The organism is Faecalibacterium sp. BCRC 81149, assembly GCF_022750605.1.
GTDB lineage: Bacteria > Bacillota > Clostridia > Oscillospirales > Ruminococcaceae > Faecalibacterium > Faecalibacterium duncaniae.
This window is the reverse complement of record NZ_QXJA01000001.1, coordinates 57,731-82,374: the sequence shown is the minus strand read 5'-3', so window position 1 is coordinate 82,374 and position 24,644 is coordinate 57,731. Positions and strand designations below refer to the sequence as shown.

Annotated in this window: 23 protein-coding genes; 16 read left to right on the top strand and 7 right to left on the bottom strand. The window is 58.0% G+C overall.

What is annotated here, in order from left to right:
• Positions 1-33: 33 nt before the first annotated feature.
• From mutS to D3F01_RS00370, 5 genes are all read right to left on the bottom strand, one after another.
• The gene (gene mutS, locus D3F01_RS00390; protein WP_242885461.1) at positions 34-2,649 is read right to left on the bottom strand and encodes a DNA mismatch repair protein MutS; all 2,616 of its coding nucleotides are present in this window, start codon (positions 2,647-2,649) and stop codon (positions 34-36) included.
• Positions 2,650-2,769: 120 nt separating this feature from the next.
• The gene (locus D3F01_RS00385) at positions 2,770-3,177 is read right to left on the bottom strand and encodes a YlbF family regulator (RefSeq protein WP_005934385.1); all 408 of its coding nucleotides are present in this window, start codon (positions 3,175-3,177) and stop codon (positions 2,770-2,772) included.
• Positions 3,178-3,246: 69 nt separating this feature from the next.
• Entirely contained in the window at positions 3,247-4,629 is a 1,383-nt protein-coding gene (gene miaB / locus D3F01_RS00380) for a tRNA (N6-isopentenyl adenosine(37)-C2)-methylthiotransferase MiaB (protein ID WP_156064540.1), read from the bottom strand.
• Positions 4,630-4,729: 100 nt separating this feature from the next.
• The gene (locus tag D3F01_RS00375; protein ID WP_098922258.1) at positions 4,730-5,116 is read right to left on the bottom strand and encodes a transcriptional repressor; all 387 of its coding nucleotides are present in this window, start codon (positions 5,114-5,116) and stop codon (positions 4,730-4,732) included.
• 23 nt (positions 5,117-5,139) lie between these two features.
• Positions 5,140-6,414 (bottom strand): replication-associated recombination protein A, encoded by a 1,275-nt coding sequence (locus D3F01_RS00370; protein WP_242885459.1) that lies wholly within the window; start codon positions 6,412-6,414, stop codon positions 5,140-5,142.
• A 192-nt stretch (positions 6,415-6,606) separates the two neighbouring features.
• Here D3F01_RS00370 and nth point away from each other — a divergent pair, with 192 nt between their 5' ends.
• The 12 genes from nth (at position 6,607) to D3F01_RS00310 (ending at position 16,783) form a co-directional block, all read left to right on the top strand.
• Positions 6,607-7,308, top strand: a complete 702-nt coding sequence (nth, locus tag D3F01_RS00365) for an endonuclease III (RefSeq protein ID WP_242885457.1) — start codon at positions 6,607-6,609, stop codon at positions 7,306-7,308.
• Positions 7,305-7,637 (top strand): GlsB/YeaQ/YmgE family stress response membrane protein, encoded by a 333-nt coding sequence (locus tag D3F01_RS00360; protein WP_005934393.1) that lies wholly within the window; start codon positions 7,305-7,307, stop codon positions 7,635-7,637. The genes nth and D3F01_RS00360 overlap by 4 nt, the downstream gene beginning before the upstream one ends.
• Before the next feature lie 137 nt (positions 7,638-7,774).
• Positions 7,775-8,092 (top strand): helix-turn-helix transcriptional regulator, encoded by a 318-nt coding sequence (locus tag D3F01_RS00355; protein WP_117534147.1) that lies wholly within the window; start codon positions 7,775-7,777, stop codon positions 8,090-8,092.
• Positions 8,089-8,595, top strand: coding sequence for a DUF2812 domain-containing protein (locus tag D3F01_RS00350; RefSeq protein WP_242885455.1), 507 nt, complete (start codon positions 8,089-8,091; stop codon positions 8,593-8,595). Before D3F01_RS00355 ends, D3F01_RS00350 begins: the two co-directional genes overlap by 4 nt.
• A 151-nt stretch (positions 8,596-8,746) precedes the next feature.
• Positions 8,747-9,247, top strand: a complete 501-nt coding sequence (locus tag D3F01_RS00345) for a MarR family transcriptional regulator (protein ID WP_242885452.1) — start codon at positions 8,747-8,749, stop codon at positions 9,245-9,247.
• Positions 9,240-11,489, top strand: coding sequence for an ABC transporter ATP-binding protein (locus D3F01_RS00340; protein ID WP_242885449.1), 2,250 nt, complete (start codon positions 9,240-9,242; stop codon positions 11,487-11,489). Before D3F01_RS00345 ends, D3F01_RS00340 begins: the two co-directional genes overlap by 8 nt.
• 1 nt (position 11,490) lies before the next feature.
• Positions 11,491-13,302, top strand: coding sequence for an ABC transporter ATP-binding protein (locus D3F01_RS00335; RefSeq protein WP_242885447.1), 1,812 nt, complete (start codon positions 11,491-11,493; stop codon positions 13,300-13,302).
• A 127-nt stretch (positions 13,303-13,429) separates the two neighbouring features.
• Positions 13,430-14,191, top strand: a complete 762-nt coding sequence (locus D3F01_RS00330) for an AzlC family ABC transporter permease (protein WP_098922250.1) — start codon at positions 13,430-13,432, stop codon at positions 14,189-14,191.
• Positions 14,188-14,499, top strand: coding sequence for an AzlD domain-containing protein (locus tag D3F01_RS00325; protein ID WP_242885444.1), 312 nt, complete (start codon positions 14,188-14,190; stop codon positions 14,497-14,499). Before D3F01_RS00330 ends, D3F01_RS00325 begins: the two co-directional genes overlap by 4 nt.
• A gap of 144 nt (positions 14,500-14,643) precedes the next feature.
• Entirely contained in the window at positions 14,644-15,135 is a 492-nt protein-coding gene (locus D3F01_RS00320; RefSeq protein ID WP_117476140.1) for a sigma-70 family RNA polymerase sigma factor, read from the top strand.
• Entirely contained in the window at positions 15,132-15,923 is a 792-nt protein-coding gene (locus D3F01_RS00315; RefSeq protein WP_242885442.1) for a zf-HC2 domain-containing protein, read from the top strand. Before D3F01_RS00320 ends, D3F01_RS00315 begins: the two co-directional genes overlap by 4 nt.
• Positions 15,920-16,783: a sugar nucleotide-binding protein gene (locus D3F01_RS00310; protein WP_117476138.1), complete on the top strand. Its 864-nt coding sequence runs from the start codon at positions 15,920-15,922 to the stop codon at positions 16,781-16,783. Before D3F01_RS00315 ends, D3F01_RS00310 begins: the two co-directional genes overlap by 4 nt.
• A gap of 76 nt (positions 16,784-16,859) precedes the next feature.
• Here the strand turns inward: D3F01_RS00310 and spoIVA are convergent, their stop codons facing one another.
• The gene (gene spoIVA / locus D3F01_RS00305; protein ID WP_242885440.1) at positions 16,860-18,356 is read right to left on the bottom strand and encodes a stage IV sporulation protein A; all 1,497 of its coding nucleotides are present in this window, start codon (positions 18,354-18,356) and stop codon (positions 16,860-16,862) included.
• A gap of 184 nt (positions 18,357-18,540) precedes the next feature.
• Between spoIVA and D3F01_RS00300 the strand changes: the two genes are divergently transcribed.
• The gene (locus tag D3F01_RS00300) at positions 18,541-19,554 is read left to right on the top strand and encodes a sodium ion-translocating decarboxylase subunit beta (RefSeq protein WP_242885437.1); all 1,014 of its coding nucleotides are present in this window, start codon (positions 18,541-18,543) and stop codon (positions 19,552-19,554) included.
• A gap of 50 nt (positions 19,555-19,604) precedes the next feature.
• Here the strand turns inward: D3F01_RS00300 and D3F01_RS00295 are convergent, their stop codons facing one another.
• Positions 19,605-20,456 (bottom strand): MurR/RpiR family transcriptional regulator, encoded by an 852-nt coding sequence (locus D3F01_RS00295; protein ID WP_005934417.1) that lies wholly within the window; start codon positions 20,454-20,456, stop codon positions 19,605-19,607.
• A 506-nt stretch (positions 20,457-20,962) separates the two neighbouring features.
• Here D3F01_RS00295 and D3F01_RS00290 point away from each other — a divergent pair.
• The 3 genes from D3F01_RS00290 to D3F01_RS00280 all read left to right on the top strand — a co-directional run bounded on the left by D3F01_RS00290 (position 20,963) and on the right by D3F01_RS00280 (position 24,368).
• Positions 20,963-22,315, top strand: coding sequence for an ABC transporter substrate-binding protein (locus D3F01_RS00290; RefSeq protein ID WP_117476134.1), 1,353 nt, complete (start codon positions 20,963-20,965; stop codon positions 22,313-22,315).
• A 134-nt stretch (positions 22,316-22,449) separates the two neighbouring features.
• The gene (locus tag D3F01_RS00285) at positions 22,450-23,376 is read left to right on the top strand and encodes a sugar ABC transporter permease (protein WP_097771261.1); all 927 of its coding nucleotides are present in this window, start codon (positions 22,450-22,452) and stop codon (positions 23,374-23,376) included.
• Between the two features lie 14 nt (positions 23,377-23,390).
• Entirely contained in the window at positions 23,391-24,368 is a 978-nt protein-coding gene (locus D3F01_RS00280) for a carbohydrate ABC transporter permease (protein ID WP_242885434.1), read from the top strand.
• The last annotated feature ends 276 nt before the right edge of the window (positions 24,369-24,644 follow it).

The window sequence follows — 24,644 nt, the reverse complement described above, 5'->3', positions numbered from 1 at the left end:
TCCCTCCCCTGTTTTTTAGGATTTTTCAGGAAATCAGCCGTTCAGGCTGCCCTTCAAGATCTTTTTCAGCTCGTACAGGAAATTCAGCGCTTCAATGGGGGTCAGCGTTTCCACATCCAGCGCATCCAGTTTTTCCAGCACCTCGCTGGGCACTGCGGGAGAGTTATACTCCTGCAGCGCGTCAAAGTCCATCTGCTCCACCTTGTTCTTGGGGGCAGTGGCTTCCAGTGCGCGCAGCACCTCGTGGGCGCGGCGGGTCACAGTGCCGGGCAGACCGGCCAGCTTTGCCACCTCGATGCCATAGCTGTCATCGGCAGGGCCGCGGACGATGCGGCGCAGGAAGGTGATGTCCTCACCCCGTTTTTTCACCGCAATGTTGTAATTTTTCACGCCGCTGATGGTGCCCTCAAGGTCCGTCAGCTCGTGGTAATGGGTGGCAAAAAGGGTTTTGCAGCCCAGTCCCTTGGCAGGGTCGCTGATGTGCTCCACCACGGCGCGGGCAATGCTCATGCCGTCAAAGGTAGATGTACCGCGCCCGATCTCGTCCAGCACCACCAGACTGCGGGAGGTAGCGTTCTTCAGGATCTCTGCCACCTCGGTCATCTCCACCATAAAGGTAGACTGACCTGCCGAAAGGTCATCCGATGCGCCGATGCGGGTAAAGATGGCATCCACTACACCCACATGGCACTCTCTGGCCGGAACAAAGGAACCGATCTGTGCCATCAGGGCAATCAGCGCATTCTGGCGCATATAGGTCGATTTGCCCGCCATGTTAGGGCCGGTGATGATGAGGCAGCGATCCTCGCCGCAGTTCAGGGTGGTATCGTTGGGTACGAACAGACTGCCCTTGAGCATCTGCTCCACCACAGGGTGGCGGCCCTCCACGATGGTCAGCTGGTCGCTCTCATCCACAGTGGGGCGGCAGTAGTTGTTTTCTGCTGCCACCTGAGCCAGAGCGGCCAGCACGTCCAGCTCTGCCACGGCGTTGGCTGTACGCTGGATGCGGTCGAGCTGGGCACCAATGCTTTCCAGCAGCTCATTGAACAGCCGGTGTTCCAGAGCGATCAGCCGCTCGTGAGCACCCAGGATCTTATTTTCCAGTTCCTTGAGCTCCTGTGTGATGTAGCGTTCGCCGGTGGTCAGGGTCTGCTTGCGGATGTAGCTCTCCGGTACCTGTGCCTTATAAGAGTTGCTGACCTCGATGAAATAGCCAAACACGTGGTTATAGCCGATCTTCAGCTTGGGGATGCCGGTCTCCTGCCGCAGGCGGGTCTCGAGCTGAGCCAGCACGCCCTTGGTGTTATCGCGGATGGAACGCAGCTCGTCCACCTCGGGGTGGTAGCCCTTGGCAATGACACCGCCATCCTTCAGGGTAGAAGGTGCGTCAGGATCCACAGCGGCATAGATCTTGTCCTTGATATCGCTCAGCGGGTCGATCCTGGAGACGATCTCGCTGAGCTCGGCACAGCCGCAGCTCTCGGCCTGCTGGCGCAGGCTGGGCAGGCGCTCACAGGTCTGCGCCATGGCATAGATTTCTTTGGGCGTGGCCGAGCCGTAGACCGTGCGGGTCATCATACGCTCCAGATCGGCGATGTAATGCAGTTCTTCGATCAGATCGCCGCGCTGTACGGTTTGGTTGACCAGGCTTTCCACAGCATCCAGACGGTGGTTGATGGCATCGCTGGAAAGCAGCGGCTGCTCGATCCAGGTGCGGAGCAGTCGCTTGCCCATGGCAGTGCTGGTCTTGTCCAGCACCCAGAGCAGGGTTCCCCGCTTCTCACGGCCCCGCAGGGTCTCGGTGAGTTCAAGGTTGGCCCGCGTCACAGGCGAAAGCTGCATATACTGGGCTTCATTGTAGCTGATGACGGTCTTCAGGCGCTCCACACCTTTGATCTGGGTGGTGTGCAGGTATTCCAGAAGAGCGGCCATGGCAAACCGCACCAGACCTTTTTTATCAATAGAGGTGGTCTCATCCCAATTGCGGCCAAACTGATTTTCCAGCGAGATGGCCACCAGGCCCGGGGCGTAGCGTTCCTCTTCCACCAGCTCCACAGAGCAGGTCATGTTCTTTTTGATATAGCCGGTCAGCTCACGGCAGTCCAGCATTCCGGGATTCATCAGCACCTCGCTGGGATGGTAGCGGCAGAGCTCCGCGATCACGGCAGGCACGATCTTCTCCCGTTTCAGCTCGGTGATATGGGCCGTGCCGGTGGAAACATCGGCAAAACAGATGCCCGCCGCATTCCCTTTCAGAAAAATGCTTGCAATGTAGTTGTTTTTGTCATCCTGCAGCATACTGCTCTCGATGACAGTGCCCGGCGTGACCACCCGGATGATATCGCGCTTGACCAGTCCCTTTGCCTTGGACGGGTCCTCCATCTGCTCACAGATCGCCACCTTGTATCCCTTGGCGATCAGGCGGGCCACATAGCCCTCGTAGCTGTGGAAGGGCACGCCGCACATGGGGGCACGCTCTTCCATGCCGCACTGCTTGCCCGTCAGGGTCAGGTCCAGCTCCCGGGAGGCGGTCAGCGCATCGTCAAAGAACATCTCGTAAAAGTCGCCAATGCGGTAAAACAGGATCTCGTCCTTATACTGCTTCTTGATGTCCATATACTGCTGCATCATGGGCGACAGTTCTGCCATAATCGTTCACCTTTCCTGCGGGCTATGCCGCTTTGCTTCTTTCCGTCGGTTTGCAGTAAGTAACTGCGAATGGAAGGAAAACGCGGCCTGCGATTTGCAGCCGCGTTCTCGTTTTGCCTGTTAGTGGCAGCCGCCGCAGGTGGAGCAGCTGCCGGTGCAGGATTCACTGGGCTCCTGCACGGTCATGGGGTCGCCGCCGTTCATTGCGGTGTTGATGATGGCATCAATGTAGTTAACCAGGTTCTCGCAGTCGCGCTTTGCCTCGTTGTAAGCAGTCATACCCTCGTCAGCCATGATCTTGCCGTACAGGTCGTTGACCTTGGTGTTCAGCTCGGCGATGCGCTCATCACTGCGCTCGCTCTTGCTGATCTCGTTGTTCAGATCCATGCGGGCCAGATTGAACTCCCCGATGAGATTCTGCAGCTCCTCATCCTTGTCGTTTGCCTTGCGGGCCTGATCCAGAGCCAGGTAACGGGGGTCAGTCTGCAGTGCCATAGCGGCGCGCTTGAACAGATCGATGCAATCCATAATCAAAAATCTCCTTTGATGTGTTTGTTTTTATAGTTAGATTATCATTGAGGCCGGTGTGCCCCGGGATCACGTTTCCAGTTCGCCCAGCAGGACAGTGGCGCGGGCACCGGTCAGGTGCACCTGTGCGTAGCTGCCCATCAGAGCGGGGTCTGCGGCAAACTCCACGGTCAGGTTGTTGTCCAACCGGCCGGAGAGGGTGCCGTCGCTGCGGCCATAGCCTTCCACCAGCACCCGGACAGTCTGGCCCACCTGCTGCCGGACCAGATCCATTGCGATCTCGTCCTGTACCTTGAGCAGACGGGTCATCCGGTCGGTTTTCTCCGCGCGGGGGGTGGGGTCGGGCATTTCGGCAGCCTTGGTGCCGGTACGCTTGGAGTAGATAAAGGTGAACAGCTGCATGTAGCCGACTTTCTTCACCAGTTCCAGCGTGCCCTGGAAATCCTCCTCCGTTTCCCCGGGGAAGCCCACGATGATATCGCTGGAAAAGGTGATGCCGGGCACCTTTTTGCGGGCGTACTCGATCAGCTCCATGTACTGCCCGATGGTGTAATGGCGGTTCATCCTTTTCAGCAATTCATCCGAGCCGCACTGCACCGGCAGGTGCAGGTGCTTGCACAGGTGGGGCTGGGCCGCAATGGTATCGATCAGCTTGTGGCTGGCATCCTTCGGGTGGCTGGTCATAAAGCGGATCTGGTAATCGCCGGGCACAGCGCAGAGCAGATTGAGCAGATCAGCAAAGTCCACCTGTTCCTCCAGGCCCTTGCCGTAGCTGTTCACGTTCTGGCCCAGCAGAGTGATCTCCTTGTATCCTGCTTCCACCAGCCCCCGAAACTCCGCCAGGATATCGCCGGGCTTGCGGCTCTTCTCACGGCCCCGCACATAAGGTACGATGCAGTAGGTGCAGAAATTGTCGCAGCCATACATGATGGGCAGCCAGGCGCGGAACTCACTCTCGCGCCGGATGGGAATGTTCTCCACGATGACCGGGCGCTGGGCAGGCTCCATCAGCACGCGCTTATGCTTCTGCAGCTTCTGAGCAATGAGCTGGGGCAGCGTATCGATGCCATCCACGCCAAAGACCAGATCAACATAGGGATAGCTCTTGCGCAGTTTTTCTACCACATGTTTCTGGTTGGCCATGCAGCCACACAGGCCGATCATCAGGCCGCGCTTTTTCTCCTTCAGGCCCTTCAGCGCACCCACATTGCCAAACACGCGCTGCTCGGCGTGCTCCCGCACGGCGCAGGTGTTGAAGAGGATGAGGTCTGCATCCTCGGGCTTATCGCACAGGCCGTAGCCGATATCCACCAGCACGCCCTTGATGCGCTCGCCATCGTTGACGTTCTGCTGACAGCCATAGCTGTGTACAAAGGCCAGCGGCGGGGTGTCGTAAGCCGCACGCACCAGCTCCGCAGCCGTCTCGTTGTGTTCAAAGTTAATGTATTCCAATAAAAACCATCCTTATTTTTCAAAAGCTCTTTTTAGTATACCCTCTTTCTGCCATAAGGGCAAGTGGGAAACCGCAAATTTCAGAATCCTTCGGGGCAATTCAGCCTTCTGCCTGCTTTTTGGCGCATGCTTCACACAGGCCGAACAGCACCACAGCGCAGTCCTGCACCACAACATCCTTCTGGCGGCGCACCAGCCTCATCACCTGTTTCTCGTCCACATCGGCATCCACCACGCCGCCGCAGGCTGTACAGTAGAGGTGGCTGTGCCAGCACAGGGTGTGATCAAAACGATCCGCCCTGCCCGGAATGGACACCCGGCGCACCATGCCTGCCTCCACCAGACTGTTCAGGTTGCGGTAGACAGTGCCCAGGCTCAGGCCCGGGCACTCCGGGGCCGCCTTATCAAAGATCTCTTCGGCGGTGGGGTGGTCGCAAAGCTGCTCCACGGTGCGCAGCACCAGCTCCCGCTGTTTGGAATAACGCATCTTCCTCTCTCCTTCTCTTCCCTTTATACGTTCTCTTCGCCCTTGATCCGCGCCCAATATGCGCGGGAGGCCTGCTCGTTCTTGTTTTCCCCAAAGATGTAGTATTTTGTATTCTTGAGCACATCCGGCAGATACTGCTGCTCGACCCAGTGGTTGGGGTAATCGTGGGCGTACTTGTAGTTCTGGCCCTTTACCAGCGCGTCCTCGCCGTCATAGTGCTTGTTCTGCAGCTGGCGGGGAATGGGCCCGGTGCGTCCTGCCTGCACATCCGCAATGGCGGCGTTGATGGCATCATGGGCGCTGTTGGATTTTGGGCTGGTCGCCACCAGCACAACTGCATCCGCCAGGGCCAGCCGTGCCTCGGGCAGGCCCACCGCGTTGGCGATATCCACCGCCGCCTTTACGATGGGGATGATCTGCGGGTAGGCAAGGCCCACATCCTCGCAGGCGCACACCATGAGCCGACGGCAGGCCGAGGGCAGATCCCCGGCTTCCAGCAGCCGGGCCAGATAGTGGAGCGCTGCATCCGGGTCGGAGCCGCGCATGGATTTCTGGTAAGCCGACACGATATCATAGTGGTCATCGCCGTCCCGGTCGTACCGCATGGCAGTGCGGCGGGTGACCTGCTGGATCATGTCCAGCGTGATGTGCTTCCCCTCCGGTTCAGGAGCCGCCGCCGTCACAGCAAAATCAAGGCAGCCCAGTGCCTTGCGCAGATCGCCGCCCGCGCTCTCAGCAAGATAGGCACAGGCATCGTCCTCCATCCGGATGGGCGCGCCCTCACTCTCCGAAAGCTTTTTCAGGGCGTTCCGCAGCCCCTGCTCCACATCTGCAGCCGTCAGCGATTTGAACTCGAACACAGTGCAGCGGGAAAGCAGTGCGTTATAGATGTAAAAATAAGGGTTCTCCGTAGTGGAGGCGATCAGGGTCACTGTGCCGTCCTCAATGCACTCCAGCAGGCTTTGCTGCTGTTTCTTGTTCAGATACTGGATCTCATCGAGGTACAGCAGGATGCCCCCCGCCCCGGCCAGTGTGCCGATATCCTTGAGCACCGCCTTGATATCTCCCGTGCCGCAGGAGGTGCCGTTGAGCTTGTGGAGCGTCATGCCGCTGTTCTCGGCAATGATCCGGGCCACGGTGGTCTTGCCTGTGCCGGATGGGCCGTAAAAGATCATATTGGGGATATGCCCGCTCTCGATGGTGCGGCGGAACACCCGCCCTGGGGCCAGCAGATGCTGCTGGCCGCAGACTTCGGCCAGCGTTTTGGGGCGCATACGCTGCGCCAGCGGTTCATTCATCGGGCGTTCCCTCCTGTACTGCCCTGCTGTTCTGCATGGGCCTTATATAGATAGAAATAGTATACCTCATTTTTACACGAACAGCAAGAGCAATAATGAAAATCATTCTCAGATGGATGCCGCAAATCCCATTTACAAAAAGGTCGAAACATGCTATTATCATAGTACATTTACGAGAAACGAGGGGTACAGATGAAGAAAGCCGCTGCGGCAGAAGATCTCTCTGCCAAAAAGGAGCTGGCGCTCCATGTCATCGACCGGCTGAAAACAGAATATCCGGATGCAGCCTGCACGCTGGATTACGACCACGCTTGGCAGCTGCTGGTCAGCGTCCGGCTGGCGGCCCAGTGCACCGATGCCCGGGTGAACATTGTGGTACAGGACTTGTTTGCAAAATACCCCAATGTAGCAGCGTTGGCTGCAGCAGAGCCCGAGGAAATCGAAGCCATCGTCAAGCCCTGTGGGCTGGGCCGCAGCAAGGCCCGGGATATCTCGGCCTGTATGCGAGTGCTGCGGGATAAATACAACTGCAAAGTGCCCACCACCTTTGAAGAGCTGCTGGCACTGCCCGGCGTGGGCCGCAAGAGCGCCAACCTGATCATGGGTGATGTGTTCTGCAAGCCCGCCATCGTCACGGATACCCACTGCATCCGGCTGTGCAATAAAATCGGGCTGGTGGATGGCATCAAGGAGCCGCAGAAAGTGGAGATGGCCCTGTGGAAGATCATTCCGCCGGAGGAAGGCAGTGACCTGTGCCACCGCTTTGTGATGCATGGCCGGGCTGTCTGCAATGCCCGCAAACCCGAATGTGAAAAGTGCTGCTTGAACGATATCTGCCGGTACGCGGCAGAAAACGCCGTTCTTACAAAAGAAACCAAGGAGGCTTCTGTATGATTACATTGTCTATTCTGATCGTCCTTGCCCTGATCTGCGCTCTGGTGGGCGTGCTGATGGGCCTGTTCTCTCTGATCGGCCTGCTGGCTTCCCTGCTCGTGGGCGTGCTGGTAGGCGCTCTGGCCGGTCACATCGCCAACCGCTTTATGGGCACCCAGACTTCCACCGGCCGCAACATTGTGCTGGGCATTCTGGGCAGCTTTGTGGGTGAGTTTCTGTTCGGCCTCATTGGCATCCATGCCACTGGCAGCATCAGCTCCTTTGTCATCTCTGTGCTGGGTGCCTGCGTCTGCATCTGGGTGGATAACCGACTGTTCCACGATCGTTGACCGGTTTTCTCTGGTTGTTTGTCTTTGCTCTCCCCTCCGGGAGAGCTTTTTTATTTTCAGCCCCTTGACAGTTATATCGATAAGCGATATAATACATCCATGATATATCGCATAGCGATACAAAGCGAGGTGATATAATGGAAAATCCGGCACTGACGGAAACCACCTACTACATCCTGCTTTCCCTCTATCATCCGCGGCATGGCTACGGCATCATGCAGGAGACCCAGCAGCTCTCCGGCGGAAGGGTACGGCTGGCTGCCGGAACCCTGTACGGTGCCCTGAATGCCCTGTGCGAAAAGGGGTGGATTTCTCCCCTGCCCATGGAAAGCGGGAGCCGCAAAAAAGAATACCAATTGACCTCCGCCGGGCTGAAGGTGCTCAAACAGGAGCTGGTCCGGCTGGAGGAGCTTGCTGCCAATGGCCGCGCCATTTTACAGGAGGAACAGGTATGAGTGAAACAAAAACGCTGCATCGGAATTTCTGGGTCTGGGAATTTGAAAAAGAAGAACGCTGGCTCAACGAAATGGCGCAGGAGGGCTGGGCCCTGCAGAATGCCGGGTTCTGCACCTACACCTTTGAAAAGACGGAACCCGGCCAGTACATCATTCGGCTTGCCATGCTGGACAGTTCCCCGGATTTTGAAAGTTTCATGGAAGAGTTGGAAGCACAGAGCGTTGGGCATTGCTTCAGTTGGGGATATTTCCGCCGCAGCGCCCAGCTAGGTCCCTTTGATATGTTTTCGGATGTAGATTCCCGTATCTCCCACCTGAACAAAATTGGACAGGTGGTGAGGCTGCTCTGTCTGGCAAACCTTCTCATAGGCGTTACCAACACCTTCAGCGGTGCATCGCTGGCATGGCTGAACCTGCTTTGCGCCACGTTTTTGGCCTACGGGCTGGGACGTATCAGCAGCAAACGAGAGAGTCTGGTGGAAGAACGTCAGCTCCACGAGTGATTTTTCTCCTTGATGCGCAGGATCTTCAGAGTTTTCAAAAAGTTCATGTTTGCCCGCTTGCATTCCGATGCAGGCGGGTATATTATTATCATCAGCAAATAGTTATCATGTGTTAAGTATTTGTATCTGTCAAGTGATAAGGAGGATTCGTATGCCGCAGAAGAGCGCGCCGGAACTGTTCGCCGCGATCCATTATCTGCATCGGCTGAGCACGGAAGGCAAACGCGGTGCCAAAATGGCACTGGAAAGCTGCCCCAAGTGTCATTTCATCATGCTGGAAGGCGTGCTGATGACCATTGAAGAGCATGGCCAGAACGGCACCATCTATGTTTCCGATCTGGCTGCCGCCGTCAAACAGCCCCTGCCCGCTGTTTCCCGCGCGCTGCGCCAGCTGGAGCAGGATGGACTCATTGAGCGGATCACAGACCCCCATGACCGCCGAAAAACGCTGGTGCGCCCCACGGAAAAGGGGTTGGATGCCAGCCGCCAGGTCGAAACTGCCATCAGCCGTTACTTTGAGCGGGTCATCCGCCGCATCCCGGAAGAGCAGCGGGAGCAGCTGTTCTCCCTGACCGGTGTACTGCTGGAGGCCGTGGAGGCGGAAAATGCGGAGCAACAAGCAAAATTGAAGGGAGAAAACGAAAATGGGTAAAATTTTCAAGCAGCTGGCCCGCCACTGGGCCGCCTGCCTTGCCGTGGTGGCGCTGCTGTTCGTGCAGGCCTACTGCGACCTTTCCCTGCCGGATTACACGAGCAGGATCGTGGACACCGGCATCCAGCAAGGCGGCATTGAAAGCCCCCTGCCGGAGACTGTGCGCCAAAGCACACTGGATGCCCTCTCGCTTTTGATGGGCGAAGAGGATGCAGACGCACTGCAGAATGCCTACGGATATTATCTTCAGGACAACGGTGTTCTGAAGCTCCGCAGTGACCTGACCGATGCCGAGCGCACCGCTCTGGAGGAGGCCGTTACCACACCGGATATCGTGCTGTATATGGCGGCGGCACAGAACGCCAACGCCACTGCCGGGGATGAAGCAGAAGCCATGACCGCTGCTCCTACGGCAGAAGATCTGGATGCCGTCTGCGCCCAGTTCGCAGCCATGGCCCAGATGCCCGGCTTTTCACGGGAAATGATCCAGCAGCAGCTGGCCAGCGCCATGGAACAGGTGGACGAGACCACCCTTTCCAGCATGGCAAGTCAGGCCACCCTGCTGGTCAGCCTGGAATATGAGGCACAGGGCGTTTCCCATGATGTACAGATGGCCTACCTCTTCCGGGTGGGCGGCCAGATGCTGGCCCTGACCCTGCTGATGGTGGTCGTTGCCATTCTGGTGGGCCTGATTGCCTCCCGCGTTTCGGCTTCCATCGGCCGGGAACTGCGCAGAGAGACCTTCTCCTCGGTCATCCATTTTTCCAACGCAGAGATCGAGAATTTCTCCACTGCTTCCCTGATCACCCGCACCACCAACGATATCCAGCAGGTGCAGTTCACTTGTGTCATCCTGCTGCGCATGGTGGCCTACGCTCCCATTCTGGGCATCGGCGGCGTGATGCACGTCACCCAGGGCAACACCGGCCTTGCCTGGATCATCGTGCTGGACGTGGCCGCTCTGCTTCTGCTCATCACGGTTCTGATGAGCATCGCCATGCCCAAGTTCAAGATCATGCAGACGCTGGTGGACAAGCTGAACCTCGTCAGCCGCGAGATCCTGACCGGCGTGATGCCGGTGCGTGCATTCAGCCGCGAATCCTTTGAGGAAAAGCGTTTTGATGCTGCCAGCCGGGAGCTGATGGGCACCCAGCTGTTCACCAACCGCGCCATGGTGGCCATGATGCCCTTTATGACCCTGATCATGAACGGCACCAGCCTGCTCATCGTCTGGTTCGGCGGCAAGGCCATGGATGCCGGAAATATGCAGGTGGGCGAGATGATCGCATTCATCACCTACACCATGCAGATCGTCATGTCTTTCCTGATGCTGGCCATGGTGGCCGTGATGCTTCCCCGTGCCGGTGTGGCTGCTGACCGTATCGACGAGGTCTGCCGCACCAAGGCTTCCATCCATGATCCCGACGCTGCCACCGCAAAGCCCGCCCTTGAAAAGAAGGACTGGGATGGCGTGGTCCGGTTCGAGGATGTCAGCTTCCGCTTCCCCGGTGCCGACAGCGACGCGCTGGAGCACATCAGCTTTACCGCAAACCCCGGCGAGACCACAGCCATCATCGGCTCCACCGGCTGCGGCAAATCCAGCCTGCTCAACCTCATCCCCCGCTTTTATGATGTCACCGGCGGCCGCGTGACCATCGACGGCATCGATGTGCGGGAGATGCCGCAGGAGCAGCTCCACAGCCTTTTGGGCTATGTTCCCCAGAAGGGCATTCTGTTCAGCGGCACCATCGAGAGCAACCTGAAATTCGGCGGTGCACAGATCACCGATGCGGGCATGAAGAAGGCGGCTTCCATCGCACAGGCCGCCGAGTTCATCGACGCAAAGCCCGAGGGCTATGCAAGCCCCATTGCACAGGGCGGCTCCAACGTGTCCGGCGGCCAGAAGCAGCGGCTCTCCATCGCCCGCGCCATTGCCAAGGAGCCGAAGATCTATCTGTTCGACGACAGCTTTTCTGCCCTTGACTACAAGACGGATGTCACCCTGCGCCGTGCGCTGAAGGAAGAGACCGACAACGCCACCGTGATCATCGTGGCACAGCGCATTTCCACCGTCCTCCACGCCAACCAGATCCTGGTGCTGGATGACGGCAGGCTGGTGGGCAAGGGCACTCATGCTCAGCTCATGGCCACCTGCCCTGAATATCAGGAGATCGCCAGGAGCCAGCTGAGCCAGAAGGAGCTCAACCTGCAGGACCTGAACACCGGAAAGGAGGATGAGTGATATGCCGAGACCCGGAAAACAGACCACCGAGCGCGCCAAGGATTTCAAGGGCACTCTGCGGCAGCTCCTCAGCGCATTGCGCCAGTATAAGCTTTCCCTCATCGTTGTGATGGTCTTTGCCATCCTTTCCACCATCTTCAATATCGCAGGCCCCAAAATTCTGGCCAAGGCCACCACGGCCCTTGCCACCGGCTGGATCGCCAAGCTGCGGGGGATCGGCAGCATCGACTTTGCCTACATCGGCAAGATCCTGCTCATCCTGCTGGCCATGTACCTCTGCTCCGCCGCATTCAGCTTCATTCAGGGCTGGCTGATGACCGGCCTTTCCCAGAAGGTCTGCTATGATTTCCGCCGCCAGATCAGCGAAAAGATCAACCGCCTGCCGCTGGCCTACTTTGAAAAGCGGACAGTCGGCGAGGTGCTCTCCCGCATCACCAACGATGTGGACACCCTGGGCCAGAGCCTGAACCAGAGCGTGACCCAGCTCATCACCAGCATTACCACCATGATCGGCGTGCTGATCATGATGCTGTCCATCAGCCCCAAAATGACCCTGATCGCACTGCTCATCCTGCCCGTCTCTCTGGTGCTGGTGATGCTGGTGGTCAGGTTCAGCCAGAAATACTTCAAGGCCCAGCAGGCCACCCTGGGCGTTGTGAACGGTCAGGTGGAGGAGGTCTACTCCGGCCACAATGTCATCAAGGCCTTCAACCGGGAGGCCGCCGTGCTGGAGGACTTCAACGCCGCCAACGACAAGCTGTTTGAATCCGCCTGGAAGAGCCAGTTCCTCTCCGGCCTGATGCAGCCCATTATGAACTTTGTGGGCAATTTGGGCTATGTGGCTGTTGCCATCGTTGGCAGCATCTTTGCCGCCAACGGCATCATCACCATCGGCGATATCCAGGCCTTTATCCAGTATGTTCGCAATTTCACCCAGCCCATCCAGCAGCTGGCACAGGTGTCCAACATGCTGCAGAGCATGGCCGCCGCTGCCGAGCGCGTGTTCGAGTTCCTGAACGAGCCCGAAGAGGATCAGCTGGCCGACCCTGCCCGCCGGGCAGACCCTGCCTGCATCGATGGTCAGGTCACCTTTGACCACGTCCGGTTCGGTTATGTGCCCGAAAAGACCATCATCCACGATTTCAGCTGCAATGTTCAGCCCGGCCAGAAGGTCGCCATCGTTGGCCCTACCGGTGCCGGCAAGACCACCATGGTCAAGCTGCTCATGCGGTTCTACGATGTAGATTCCGGCTCCATCACCTTGAACGGCCACGACATCCGCGACTTTGACCGCAGTGCCCTGCGCGAGGGCTTCGGCATGGTGCTGCAGGACACCTGGCTGTTCAAGGGCACCATCATGGAAAATATCCGCTATGGCCGTCTGGATGCCACCGACGAAGAGGTCATTGCCGCCGCCAAGGCCGCCAATGCCGACCACTTCATCCGCACCCTGCCCGGCGGCTACCAGATGGAGCTGAACGAGGACGCTTCCAACGTCAGTCAGGGCCAGAAGCAGCTGCTGACGATCGCCCGGGCCATTCTGGCCGACAACCGCATCCTGATCCTGGACGAGGCCACCAGCAGTGTGGACACCCGCACCGAACAGCGCATCCAGACTGCTATGGACAACCTGATGCGGGGCCGTACCAGCTTTGTCATCGCACACCGCCTGTCCACCATCAGAGATGCAGACCTCATCCTTGTCATGCGGGACGGTGACATTGTGGAGCAGGGCACCCACGACCAGCTCATTGAGGCCGGCGGTTTCTACGCTGACCTGTACAACAGCCAGTTTGAGGATGTTGTGGATTAAGCCACGCTCCCTTCTTTGAAAAAGGCTCAGGTTTCGATCAAAAACCTGAGCCTTTTTCTTTTGTCAATTCCTACCGGATGTGCTATACTTATTTTTGTGTCTTGAAGTAGGAAAGGAGTAACCACTCATGGAAACCACTCAAAAGCCCTACGCATTCAGCCGCAAGGTATTCTGCGAGGGGATGCGGGATGGCGTGCCCATTGCGCTGGGCTATTTTGCTGTCTCGTTCTCATTGGGCATTGCAGCCCGCAATGCGGGGCTGACCCCCATTCAGGGCTTTTTTGCAAGCCTGTTCAACAATGCTTCTGCCGGTGAGTATGCAGCCTTTTCGCTGATTGCTGCCGGTGCCACCTATCTGGAAGTTGCCATCATCACCCTGATTGCCAACGCGCGCTACCTGCTGATGAGCTGCGCTCTGGCCCAGAAATTTGCCCCAGGCACGCCGTTCTTCCACCGACTCATCATCGGCTACGATGTCACCGACGAGCTGTTTGGCATCACGATCGCACGGCCCGGCTATCTGAACCCGTTCTACACCTACGGTGCCATTGCGCTGGCGGCCCCCGCCTGGGCCATGGGCACAGCGCTGGGCATCATTGCAGGCAATCTGCTGCCCGTGCGTGTGGTCAGCGCCCTGAGCGTGGCCCTGTACGGCATGTTCCTGGCCATCATCATTCCCCCCGCCCGGAAGAACAGGGTCGTTGCCGTGCTGGTGATGCTGAGCTTTGCCCTGAGCTTTGCCTGCGGCTGCCTGCCCGGCATCGCTTCCCTTTCGGACGGCACCCGCACCATCCTGCTGACGGTGCTGATCTCCTGCGGGGCAGCCGTTCTGTTCCCTGTTACACCCGAAGCACCGGAAGCTGCCGGAACTGAGGAGGTGCAGGCATGACCTACAATAATTGGGTCTATATCGCCGTGATGGCCGCCGTTTCTTACGCCATCCGTGTGCTGCCGCTGACCCTTATCCGCAAACCCATCCGGAACCAGTTCATCCAGTCCTTCCTCTACTATGTGCCCTATGTGACGCTGGCCGTGATGACCTTCCCGGCCATCGTCAACGCCACCCAAAGCCCCATTGCCGGTGCCGCCGCGCTGGTGGTGGGCATTGCCGCTGCATGGTTCGGGGCCAGTTTGTTTCAGGTGTCTGTCTCCTGCTGCGCCGTGGTTCTTGTGCTGGAACTGTTTTTGGTGCACTGAGCTTTCTGCCGCTGTGGTTCTGGGTAGGCCATGGCGGCTTTTTGGTCTTTGAAAATTTTTTCGGAAAACTTGTAACGTTCCGGCGGTTTTGCCGTCTTATGGGCGAACCGGTTCCAAAACACACCAAAAAGGAGGGATGCGCACATGGAGCACCGCAGTTTTGAGCAGATTTATCTGCAGTATTACAAGCCCGTGTACGCTTACCTGATGACATTGTGCCAAAACGAGGAACTGGCAGCAGAACTGACCCAAGAGACCTTTTACAAGGCGCTGGATGCCATTGACGGGTTCAAGGGCGGCTGTGCACTGAATGTCTGGCTGTGTCAGATTGCCAAAAACACCCTGACGGATACATACCGGCGGCAGAAGCGGGAACTGCCCCCGCTGGACGACACTCTGACGGATGTGCCCAGCCCCGCCCCCCTGCCGGGGGAGGAACTGGAGCAGCGGGAAGGAGCACTGAGCCTTTACCAGAAGCTTCATGCCCTGCCCGAACCGTACCGGGAGGTGTTCTGGCTGCGGGTCTACGGCGAACTGACCTTTGCAGAGATCGCCGCACTGCACCACAAGACCGAAAGCTGGGCGCGGGTGACCTTTTACCGCGCCCGAATGAAAATGAAGGAGGCCATCTTATGAAACTACCCTGCTACCTGGTTCAGGACCTTCTGCCCCTTTATAAAGATCACGTCTGCGACGAACAGACTTCCGCCGATGTGGCAGAGCACCTGAGCGACTGTGCCGCCTGCTCTGCCCTGCTGGCTGAAATGGACGCCCCGCCCCAGGAAACTGCGGTACAGGAAGAGCAGGCCGCTGAGGCCGCTGAGGCCCTGAGCACCGTAAAAAAGAATCTGCGCGCCCGGCAGGTAAAAATCACGCTGGCCGCTGTGGGCGGACTGCTGGCCCTGATCTGCGCTTTCTTTGGCTGGCGCTACTGGATGATGCACTCTTATGTGGACCTGCCGGTCGAAGATCTTGTAGTAGAAGAGACCCATGAAGTACTTCCCTCTGATTCCTACGGGTCTATCCACACCATTCAGAAAAATGCAGTCAGGAATGCAAAGACAGGAGTTTATTACACCACAGTCGGCTATCAGGTACGTTATTACAGGGACAGCCCCATTGTGTTCCTGAGCGTCACACAGACCCGGTGGGAAGCCCTGATGCGCACGTTCAGTAAAAACAACGAGCCTATCTGGTTTGAGGTTTCAAGTCCTTACACGCTGTTTGTTACGCGGGACACCTATTTGACCCTGCGGGCCGCCCGGCTCATGCCAGAGCAGGATGAACTGATTGACATTCTGGCAGATGATGCAACGCTGACCCGTTACGATGGCGGTTTCTCGTGGACTGATACTTCCAAGACCATCAGCATTCTTTTAGAACAAGTGCGTTTTGCAAAAGTACGCGCAAGAAAAGCATCATGAAAAAAATCTTAATTTCCGGCTCCTCCGGCTTTGTGGGTTCCCGGGTACTGCACCAGTGGCAGGGCCGTGCAGAGCTTTTCACCTTCCCGCGCGGATCTCTGGCTGCTGCCGATGAATCCGACATTCGCCGTTTTGTGGAAACCGTGCAGCCGGATGTCATCCTGCATCTGGCGGCATTGTCCGATACCGGCTACTGCCAGCAGCACCCGGAGGAATCCCAGCGTGCCAACGTCGAACTGCCCATCCAGATGGCAAAGGCCGCACGGGACACCGGGGCCAAACTGATCTCATTCAGCTCGGATCAGGTGTACGCAGGTGTGACCCAGCCCGGCCCCCTGCCCGAAACGCTGCCGCTCTCCCCCGCCAATACCTATGGTCAGCACAAGCTGGAGGCCGAGGAGCGGGTCCTTGCGCTCTGCCCGGAGGCGGTGCTTCTGCGGGCTCCGTGGATGTACGATCTGCCCGGTGATGGCCTGCCCCTCCGGGGCAATCTGCCGCTGAACCTGCTGCAGGCCGCACAAAACGGTACTCCCGTTCGCTTTTCGCCACACGATCACCGGGGTGTCAGCTGGGTGCGGGAGGTGGTGGAACATCTCTTCCCCGCCTTGCAGCTGCCCGGCGGTGTATACAATTTTGGCAGCGGGAACGATGCCGACATGGTCACAACGGCCCGGCAGTTTGCCGAAGCGCTGGGCGTGCAGGTGCAGATCGAGCCTGCTGATTTCTCCCGCAACCTTGTGATGGACAGCTCAAAGCTGGCCGCACAGGGGATTCGATTCCATGATACATTGAGCAGTTTTGAAGGCTGTTTGAAACGGATCAAACCTCTCAGTCGCGCTGACGCGCGCCAGCTCCCCTAATAGGGGAGCCCTTGGCATAAACAGAAAGCCACCCGGTCACAGACGGAAACGCTGCGGCCGAGTGGCTTTTGTGATGTTACAGCAGAATGCAGATCAATCCGGTGCAGCCATCGTTGATGACCTGTTCCAGCGTTTCCTGCAGGCGGGTGCGGGCTTCCTGCGGCATGTGGAGGAGCTTGTTCTGCAATCCCTCATTCACCAGTTCATGCAGGCTCTTGCCAAAGATGTTTGATTCCCACAGCCTCTCCGGGTCTGCTTCAAAATCGCCCAGCAAACTCTGCACCAGATCCTCGCTCTGCTTCTCGGTGCCCACAATGGGGCTGATTTCGGTATGGATGACGGCTTTCATCATATGGATGGAGGGTGCGCTGGCTTCCAGCCGGACACCGTACCGTCCGCCCTGCCGGACGATCTCCGGTTCCTCCAGCGAGAGCTCCTCAATGCTGGGCATCACGATGCCGTAGCCGGTGGCTTCCACCTGTTCCAGTGCACTGCGGATCTTCTCGTACTCCCGTTTTGCCCGGGAAAGCTCAATGATGCAGGGCATCAGGCCCGCTTCGTCGCCAATTTCCAGCCCCGTCTGCTCACTGAGGACGCGGTAGAACACTTCCGGCTTCAGCAGAACGGTCACCCGCACCACACCGTCGGAAAGGTTCATGCCGCTCAGGGCGGACTCCTGCACCGAATCCCCGGCCAGCGCCCCGGCACTGTTCTGGGCCGGAACATCCTTCATCCGGCTGATCTTCTCTGAAAATTGGAGCGCCGCCGTGTAGATCTCGTTCTGGAGCCAGTGGCCCTTTTCCAGCATCGTCACCCAGCGGGGGATGGCAAAATCCAGCTCCCGTACCGGAAATTCGTAGAGGACACGCTGCAGGATGGACAGCAGGTCATCTTTCTGCAGATCCAGACAGCTCACCGGCAGGACCGTGCGTCCGTATGCCTGTTCCAGCTCTGCAGCCAGAGCCTTTGTCTCCGGAGCATCCGGGCGGGTACTGTTGAGCAGGATGACAAAGGGTTTGCCCAGCGCTTCCAGCTCCTCCACCACCCGCTTTTCGGCGGGCAGGTAGTTTTCCCGGGGGATCTCGCTGATGGAGCCATCGGTGGTGACCACGATGCCGATGGTGGAGTGATCCCGGATGACCTTGCGGGTGCCGGTTTCAGCGGCAAGGTCAAAGGGGATCTCTTCCTCGAACCAGGGGCTTTTGACCATGCGGGGCTTCTCGTCCTCCTCGTGGCCCATGGCTCCCTCCACCATATAGCCCACACAGTCGATGAGCCGGATACGGCATTCCCCGCCGCCCTCCAGTTGGAGCGGCACGGCCTGCTCCGGGATGAACTTCGGCTCTGTGGTCATGATCGTTCGCCCTGCCGCCGACTGCGGCAGCTCATCCCGGGCCCGGAGCTTTGCGTCCGCCGGGCCGATGGCAGGCAGCACCAGCTGCTCCATAAACCGCTTGATGAGGGTGCTCTTGCCGGTGCGCACCGGCCCCACCACGCCAATCAGGATCTCCCCGCCGGTGCGTGCCCCGATCTCCCGGCAGACAGTGGCTTCCAAACACTCCTGTTTTTCCAAATTGCTCTCTCCTCTCTCCCGTCCGCACCGGGCGGCAAGGCCGCACCTTCTGCGTCTGCTTCTCGGAAACAGTCTATTCGGACAGGCGGCGAGATATGAGCGACACCTAGCGAAAAAGCGTCGGTTGACGGAAAAATCCCTCTGCGCTACAATAGAGAAAACTGTATGGAAAGGCGGAGCACAGATGGAGTGGAAGGTTTATTTTGAGGACAATCCGGGCTGTCACCGCCCGCATCGGGGCCGCCCCGGGCAGGAAGTGTCCTGCGGGGCACACTCGGTGTGGGGCGGGCAGCATTTCATCATCCCTGCGATTTACCTTTGTGGAAAAGGGCTGGTTGTAGATATCTGCCGCCGGGTGGAGCGTGAGGCGATCGAAGCGCATTACCAGAAGTTGGCCGCTTATGAAGGGATGGATATTGACGAATGCCCGCCGGAAGTTGTCGAACTGGCCGAAGCCGAGGACCCGTTTGGTTCTTTTGACTATCTGCCAAGTGCAGCCATCAACGGCAAAACCGTGGAGTACAGCCGCGGTGCCGGGGAATACTATAACCCCCTCCGCTCCGAAGAGGAGATCGTTTGCAGCGGTGAACAGGCGGCGCGGGACATCGTGAAGCACTACGGGCTTGACCCGGAACAGGGCTGGGATCTCCGGCAGTGGAGCTTTCCCTGGGCGACAAAGCGCAGGCCTGCCCACATCACCAGCCTGACACTGACCCTCACCCAGCGGGAACAGCCTGCCGAAGCGGTGCAGTTCACGGCAGCGCCCGGGAAGACCGTGGAGTTTGCCCACCCCGTCACCGGTGTGCCCTGCGTGCTGACGGTCAAAGACCTGAAACCGGCCCGGCTACCGGAGAATGACCTCCCCCACATGGGGCCGCCCATGGAATGGCCCCGGGAATTTGTGGAAATGACTTACACCCTGACCCCCGCCGTGACCACCGGCTGGGTGCAGGTAAACGACTGCGCCTCTAGTGATAAGCCCATCCGGAAAAGCAACGCACCCACGGAAGATGGAGCCATTGGCATCATCGGCGGGGCAGACGGCCCAACGGCGATCTTTGTGAGCGGAAAGCAGCAGAGTGATACCCGCACCGCCTGTTCCTCGCTCCACTTTGCGCCGGTGGAACCGGAAAATATCCGGTGGAAGGTGACCTACTACCAGAAGCAGTTCCCGGATGAAACTATAGCGCTCTTATAACGAAAAGACAGGCGGCTCCAACCAAAGTTGGATGCCGCCTGTTTTACTATTCAGATCAGCTTGATGGCCACCGCCTCGCTGGTGCGGTCCTGGGCTTCGTTGGTATGCTCGGGGTCATCCAGCATATAGCGGAGCAGAAGCACCTCGCCCACATAAAGCACCGCCACCTTGATGGGGATGCTGCCGGAATCCAGCGGGCTTTCCTGCGCGCCGCACCGCAGCACCACATCTGCCATGGCTGCGCCGGGCGAATCCTCATAATGGGTGAGCAGAATGATCTTTGCGCCGGATGCCTTGGCCGTGCGCAGCGTTTCCAGCATATCGCGGGTCGCGCCGGAATAGGAGATGAAGAGCACCACATCCTCCGGGCCCATCAGGCTGGCAGCCAGGATCTGCAGATGACTGTCCCCTGCGGTGCGGAACTTGTTGGACAGGCTGGAAAAGCGGGCGCAGATATCGTTGGCCAGCAGCATACTGCCGCCCTGACCCAGGCAGAACACCTGCCGCGCCGCACGCATCAGATCCACAGCCTGCTCCACGGCTTCGGGCGAAAGAGAATTCTGGGTGCCGTTGATGGCAGTGAGAAACAGGCCGCTGGCGTGCTCACACAGGCTGGCGGTGGTAGCGCCCGGCTCCGGCTCATGCTGGTTGACCAGCGCACCGGTGGCGTTGGCCTGCGCCAGCGAAATGCGCATCTCATGGTAGCCCTCAAAACCCAATGCCCGGCAGAAGCGGAACACCGTTGCCTCTGCTACCTTGCATTCCCGCGCAAGGGAGGAAATGGAAAGGTACTGTGCCTCGTCGGCATGGTGGACAAGGTAATCTGCTACAGCACGGCCGGATTTTGTCAGTTCATCCTGCCTTTGCTGCAGCAGCTCCCAGAAGTTTGTGGTCGTAGACATGATGGTCTCCTTTTTCCTGCTCCGTTTCCCGCCGGAAGGGCCGGCCGCACACGCCAACACCATTGTCGGGACGTTTTCCTTTAAGGAAAGTATAAAAGAATCCCTGCCGCTTGGCAAGAGGGGCTTTGACTACAAATTCAGGTTCGTTTCTGTGCAGAGCGCCCAAATTCGCCGCATTAGTATGACTTATTCGTGAAAATCCTTTTCAATTTACCGGATTTTCCCCTCTTTTTTGTGTGAAAACTATTTTCACCGGCAAAAAGTATGGTTTTTCTATAATGGTTACAAAATAGCTACAAATTTCAAAATTTCCGTGAATCCTGCCCAAAAGGCCAGTCTTTTCGCTAAAATTGTGCGACATCCACAAGAAAATCCTTTCATTATTGGGCAGACAGCCGATAGACAAAATGAAAATATTTTTCTATAATAAGGCCAATAGAAGCGGTTCCCACACGAGGGCCGCAGAGCAGAATCGCACTACATCAATGAGTAAGGAGAAGTTTCTTATGAAAAACAGTATCTCTCGCCGCTCTTTCCTGAAGGCCGTGGGTGCCCTGAGTGCAGCCGGTGCACTGGCCGCATGCGGCGGCAGCTCCTCCAGCAGCACTGCTGCTTCCTCCACTGCAGCTTCTGCAGCGGCAAGCACCGCAGCTGGCGCAAACATCAAGCTGTGGACATACCCCATCGGCGGCTGGGGCAAGGACGAGACTGTGCAGGAGCTGATCTCCAGCTTCAACGCAAAATATCCCGACATCAAGGTCACCGTTGAGTACCTGGATTACACCAATGGTGATGACCAGGTCAACACCGCCATTGAGGGCGGCAGCGCACCCGACCTGATCATGGAAGGGCCCGAGCGTCTGGTTGCCAACTGGGGCAAGAAGGGCGTCATGGCTCCTCTGAACGACCTGTGGACCGACGATGCCAAGAAGGACATCTACGCTTCCGTTGAGTCTGCCTGCAGGAACGATGCCGGCGACTACTATGAGTATCCCCTGTGCATGACCGCACACTGCATGGCCGTGAACATGACCAAGGTCAAGGAAGTGGGCGCAGACCAGTACATTGATACTGATAAGCACACCTGGAGCACCGACGGCTTCCTCAAGACTGTTGACGCACTGTATAATGGCGGTTATGAGAATGTTGCAGCCATCTACTGCAGCGGCCAGGGCGGCGACCAGGGCACCCGCGCGATCATCAACAACATGTACGGCGGCACCTTCACCGATGCTGAGCACACCAAGTACACCGCTGACTCCCCCGAGAACATCAAGGCCATCCAGGCTCTGTACGATGCCAAGGGCGTGAACTTTGATGCTTCCATCAACGGCGGCGAGGAGATCACCCTGTTCCGCAACGGTACCCTGCAGATGGCATTCTGCTGGAACATTGCACAGCAGTTGAACTCCGACAACAACGATGCCGGCCTGACCAACAGCGGCGACGAGATCTTCCCCATGGCCTTCCCCACCGAGAGCGGCGATCCCAAGCTGTGCGGCGGCATCTGGGGCTTCGGCATCTTCGACAACGGCGACGAGGCCAAGATCGAAGCAGCCAAGACCTTTATCGACTTCATCGCTGCTGACCCCGATCAGGTTGGCGCAAGCGTTCTGGCTTCCACCTACTTCCCCGTTCGCGAGAGCGTTGGCGACATCTACGCCGGCAACGACATTATGAGCGAGTACACCAAGTTCATGGGCTTCCTGGGCGATTACTACCAGATCACCCCGGGCTGGGCAACTGCTCGTACCGAGTGGTGGAACATGCTGCAGCGCGTTGGCACCGGTGAGCCCGTTGAGCAGGCCGTTGCTACCTTTGTTGAGAACGCAAATGCTGCCGCTGCTGCCGAGGCATAAGCGCACTGCCTGAGTTTTTCATCGCAACGTTATAGACCTTGCCCCTTCCTCGATAATCCCGGCGAGGGAGGGGCATTCTTTTTGCAAGTTCCGTCGGGAGCCGGTCATTTTACCGGAGCTAAACGAAAGGTTTGGTGATTTTCTTGGCTGCTACCACCGTAAAAGTCAAAGAGCCAAAGCGCAGCCGCGCACTGGTCCGGCAGGAGACCATCGCATCCTATCTCTTCCTTCTGCCCAGCCTGATCTTCTTTCTGGGATTCGTCATCTATCCCATGATCCTCTGCGTGGTCACGAGCTTCTTTGATTCCACCATGAACCGCGCCGATGTCTTTGTCGGCCTTGCAAACTACAAAGAGCTGTTCGCCGATAAGATTTTCCTGGGTGCTCTGAAGAACACCTTCATCATCGTCATCGTGTCGGTGCCTGTGACCTGCGCCTTCTCGCTGTGGGTCAGCTCCGCCATCGTGGATCTGCCCGAGTGGGCCACCAGCCTTTTCCGCTGCGTGTTCTACCTGCCCGTTGTCACCGGTTCCGTTGCCGTTACCGTTGTCTGGAAGTGGATGTACAACAATTACTACGGCATCTTCAACTATCTGGGCAAGACGCTGGGTCTGATCGACAAGAACATCAACTGGCTGGGCGACGAGCGGTTCGCTCTGGGCTGCATCATCCTCATCCTGCTGACCACCTCTGTGGGCCAGCCCATCGTTCTGTATGTTTCCGCCCTGGGCAACGTGGATCAATCCATTGTAGAAGCTGCTGAAGTGGACGGCGCGACCGATTTCCAGTGCTTCTGGAAGATCAAGTGGCCCGCCATCATGCCCACCACCCTGTACATCCTGGTCATCACCACCATCAACTCCTTCCAGTGCTTTGCGCTGATCCAGCTGCTGACTTCCGGCGGCCCCAACCACAGCACCGATACCATCATGTACTACATCTACTACACCGCGTTCAAGCTGTACCGCTACGGCTATGGCAACGCCATGGGTGTTGTGCTTGCCATCATCATTGCCATCCTGTCTGCTATCCAGTTCAAGGTTGGCAACCAGAATAATTGAGGAGGTGCGTAACAATGAGTGCAACTGCTGCAACCGCAAAAAAGCAAAAGCCCTTGAAGCGTCACCCCAGCAAGCTCAAGCAGGCCAGCGCCTATACCATCCTGACCCTGATCCTGATCAGCATCGTGGCCGTGACCTTTGCGTTCCCACTGTACTGGATCATCACCGGTTCCTTCAAAACCGGTGCAGCCATCAACTCCACCACCCCCGAGTGGTGGCCCCATGAGTGGGTGCTGACCAACTACCAGAAGCTGTTTGCCGGAAAGAGCGCTCCGCTGTGGCAGCTGGCCATCCCCTTCAGTGCACGCTTCAGTGCCGACGGCGAGCCCATCTATTTCTCGGTCGGACCCACCGCTCCTGCTGCCCTGCGCTGGATGATCAACACCGTGTTCATGGCTGTTGTCTCCATGATCCTGACCTGCATCACCGCCGCCATGGCCGGTTATGCACTGGCCAAGAAGCGCTTTGTGGGCCGTCAGCTCCTGTTCACCCTGATCGTGTGCGCAATGGCTCTGCCCAAGCAGGTCATTCTGATCCCCCTGCTGCGTGAGATGAGTGCCCTGAACCTCTACAACACCATCTGGGCCGTCATCTTCCCCATCGTCGGCTGGCCATTCGGTGTGTTCCTGATGAAACAGTTCAGCGAGGGCATCCCCACAGAAATGCTGGAGGCCGCCCGCATTGACGGTGCAAGTGAAGCCAAGACCTTTGTCAGCATCGTGCTACCCATGGTCAAGCCGGGCATCGGTGCTCTGGCCATCTTCACCTTTATCAACAGCTGGAACGATTACTTTATGCAGTTGATCATGCTGTCCAGCACCAGCAACCTGACCATTTCTCTGGGCATTGCAAAGCTGCAGGCGGAAAACAGCACCGACTTCGGTCTGATCATGGCAGGTGCTGCACTGGCTGCTGTGCCTATCATCATCATCTTCCTCATCTTCCAGAAGTACTTCACCAAGGGCATCGCAATGGGTGCCGTTAAGGGCTAAAATTGCGACCGCCGCCTGCGGCGGAAACAGGGAGCAATTTTTGGCGCAGCGGTCTGCAAGACGCGAGACCCGCCCAAGGGTCGAAGCGGATGCAGGGCACCGCAAGAGGGCATTGATGCAGTTGCCCGGAACAGAAAGCGTTGGAGCTTGATGTTCAGGAAGCAATTTTTGGCGCAGCGGTCTGCAAGACGCAAGGCCCGCACCAAGGGCCGAAGCGGATGCAGGGCACCGCAAGAGGGCGCTGATGCAGTGAACAGAACAAATAAGCATATAGGA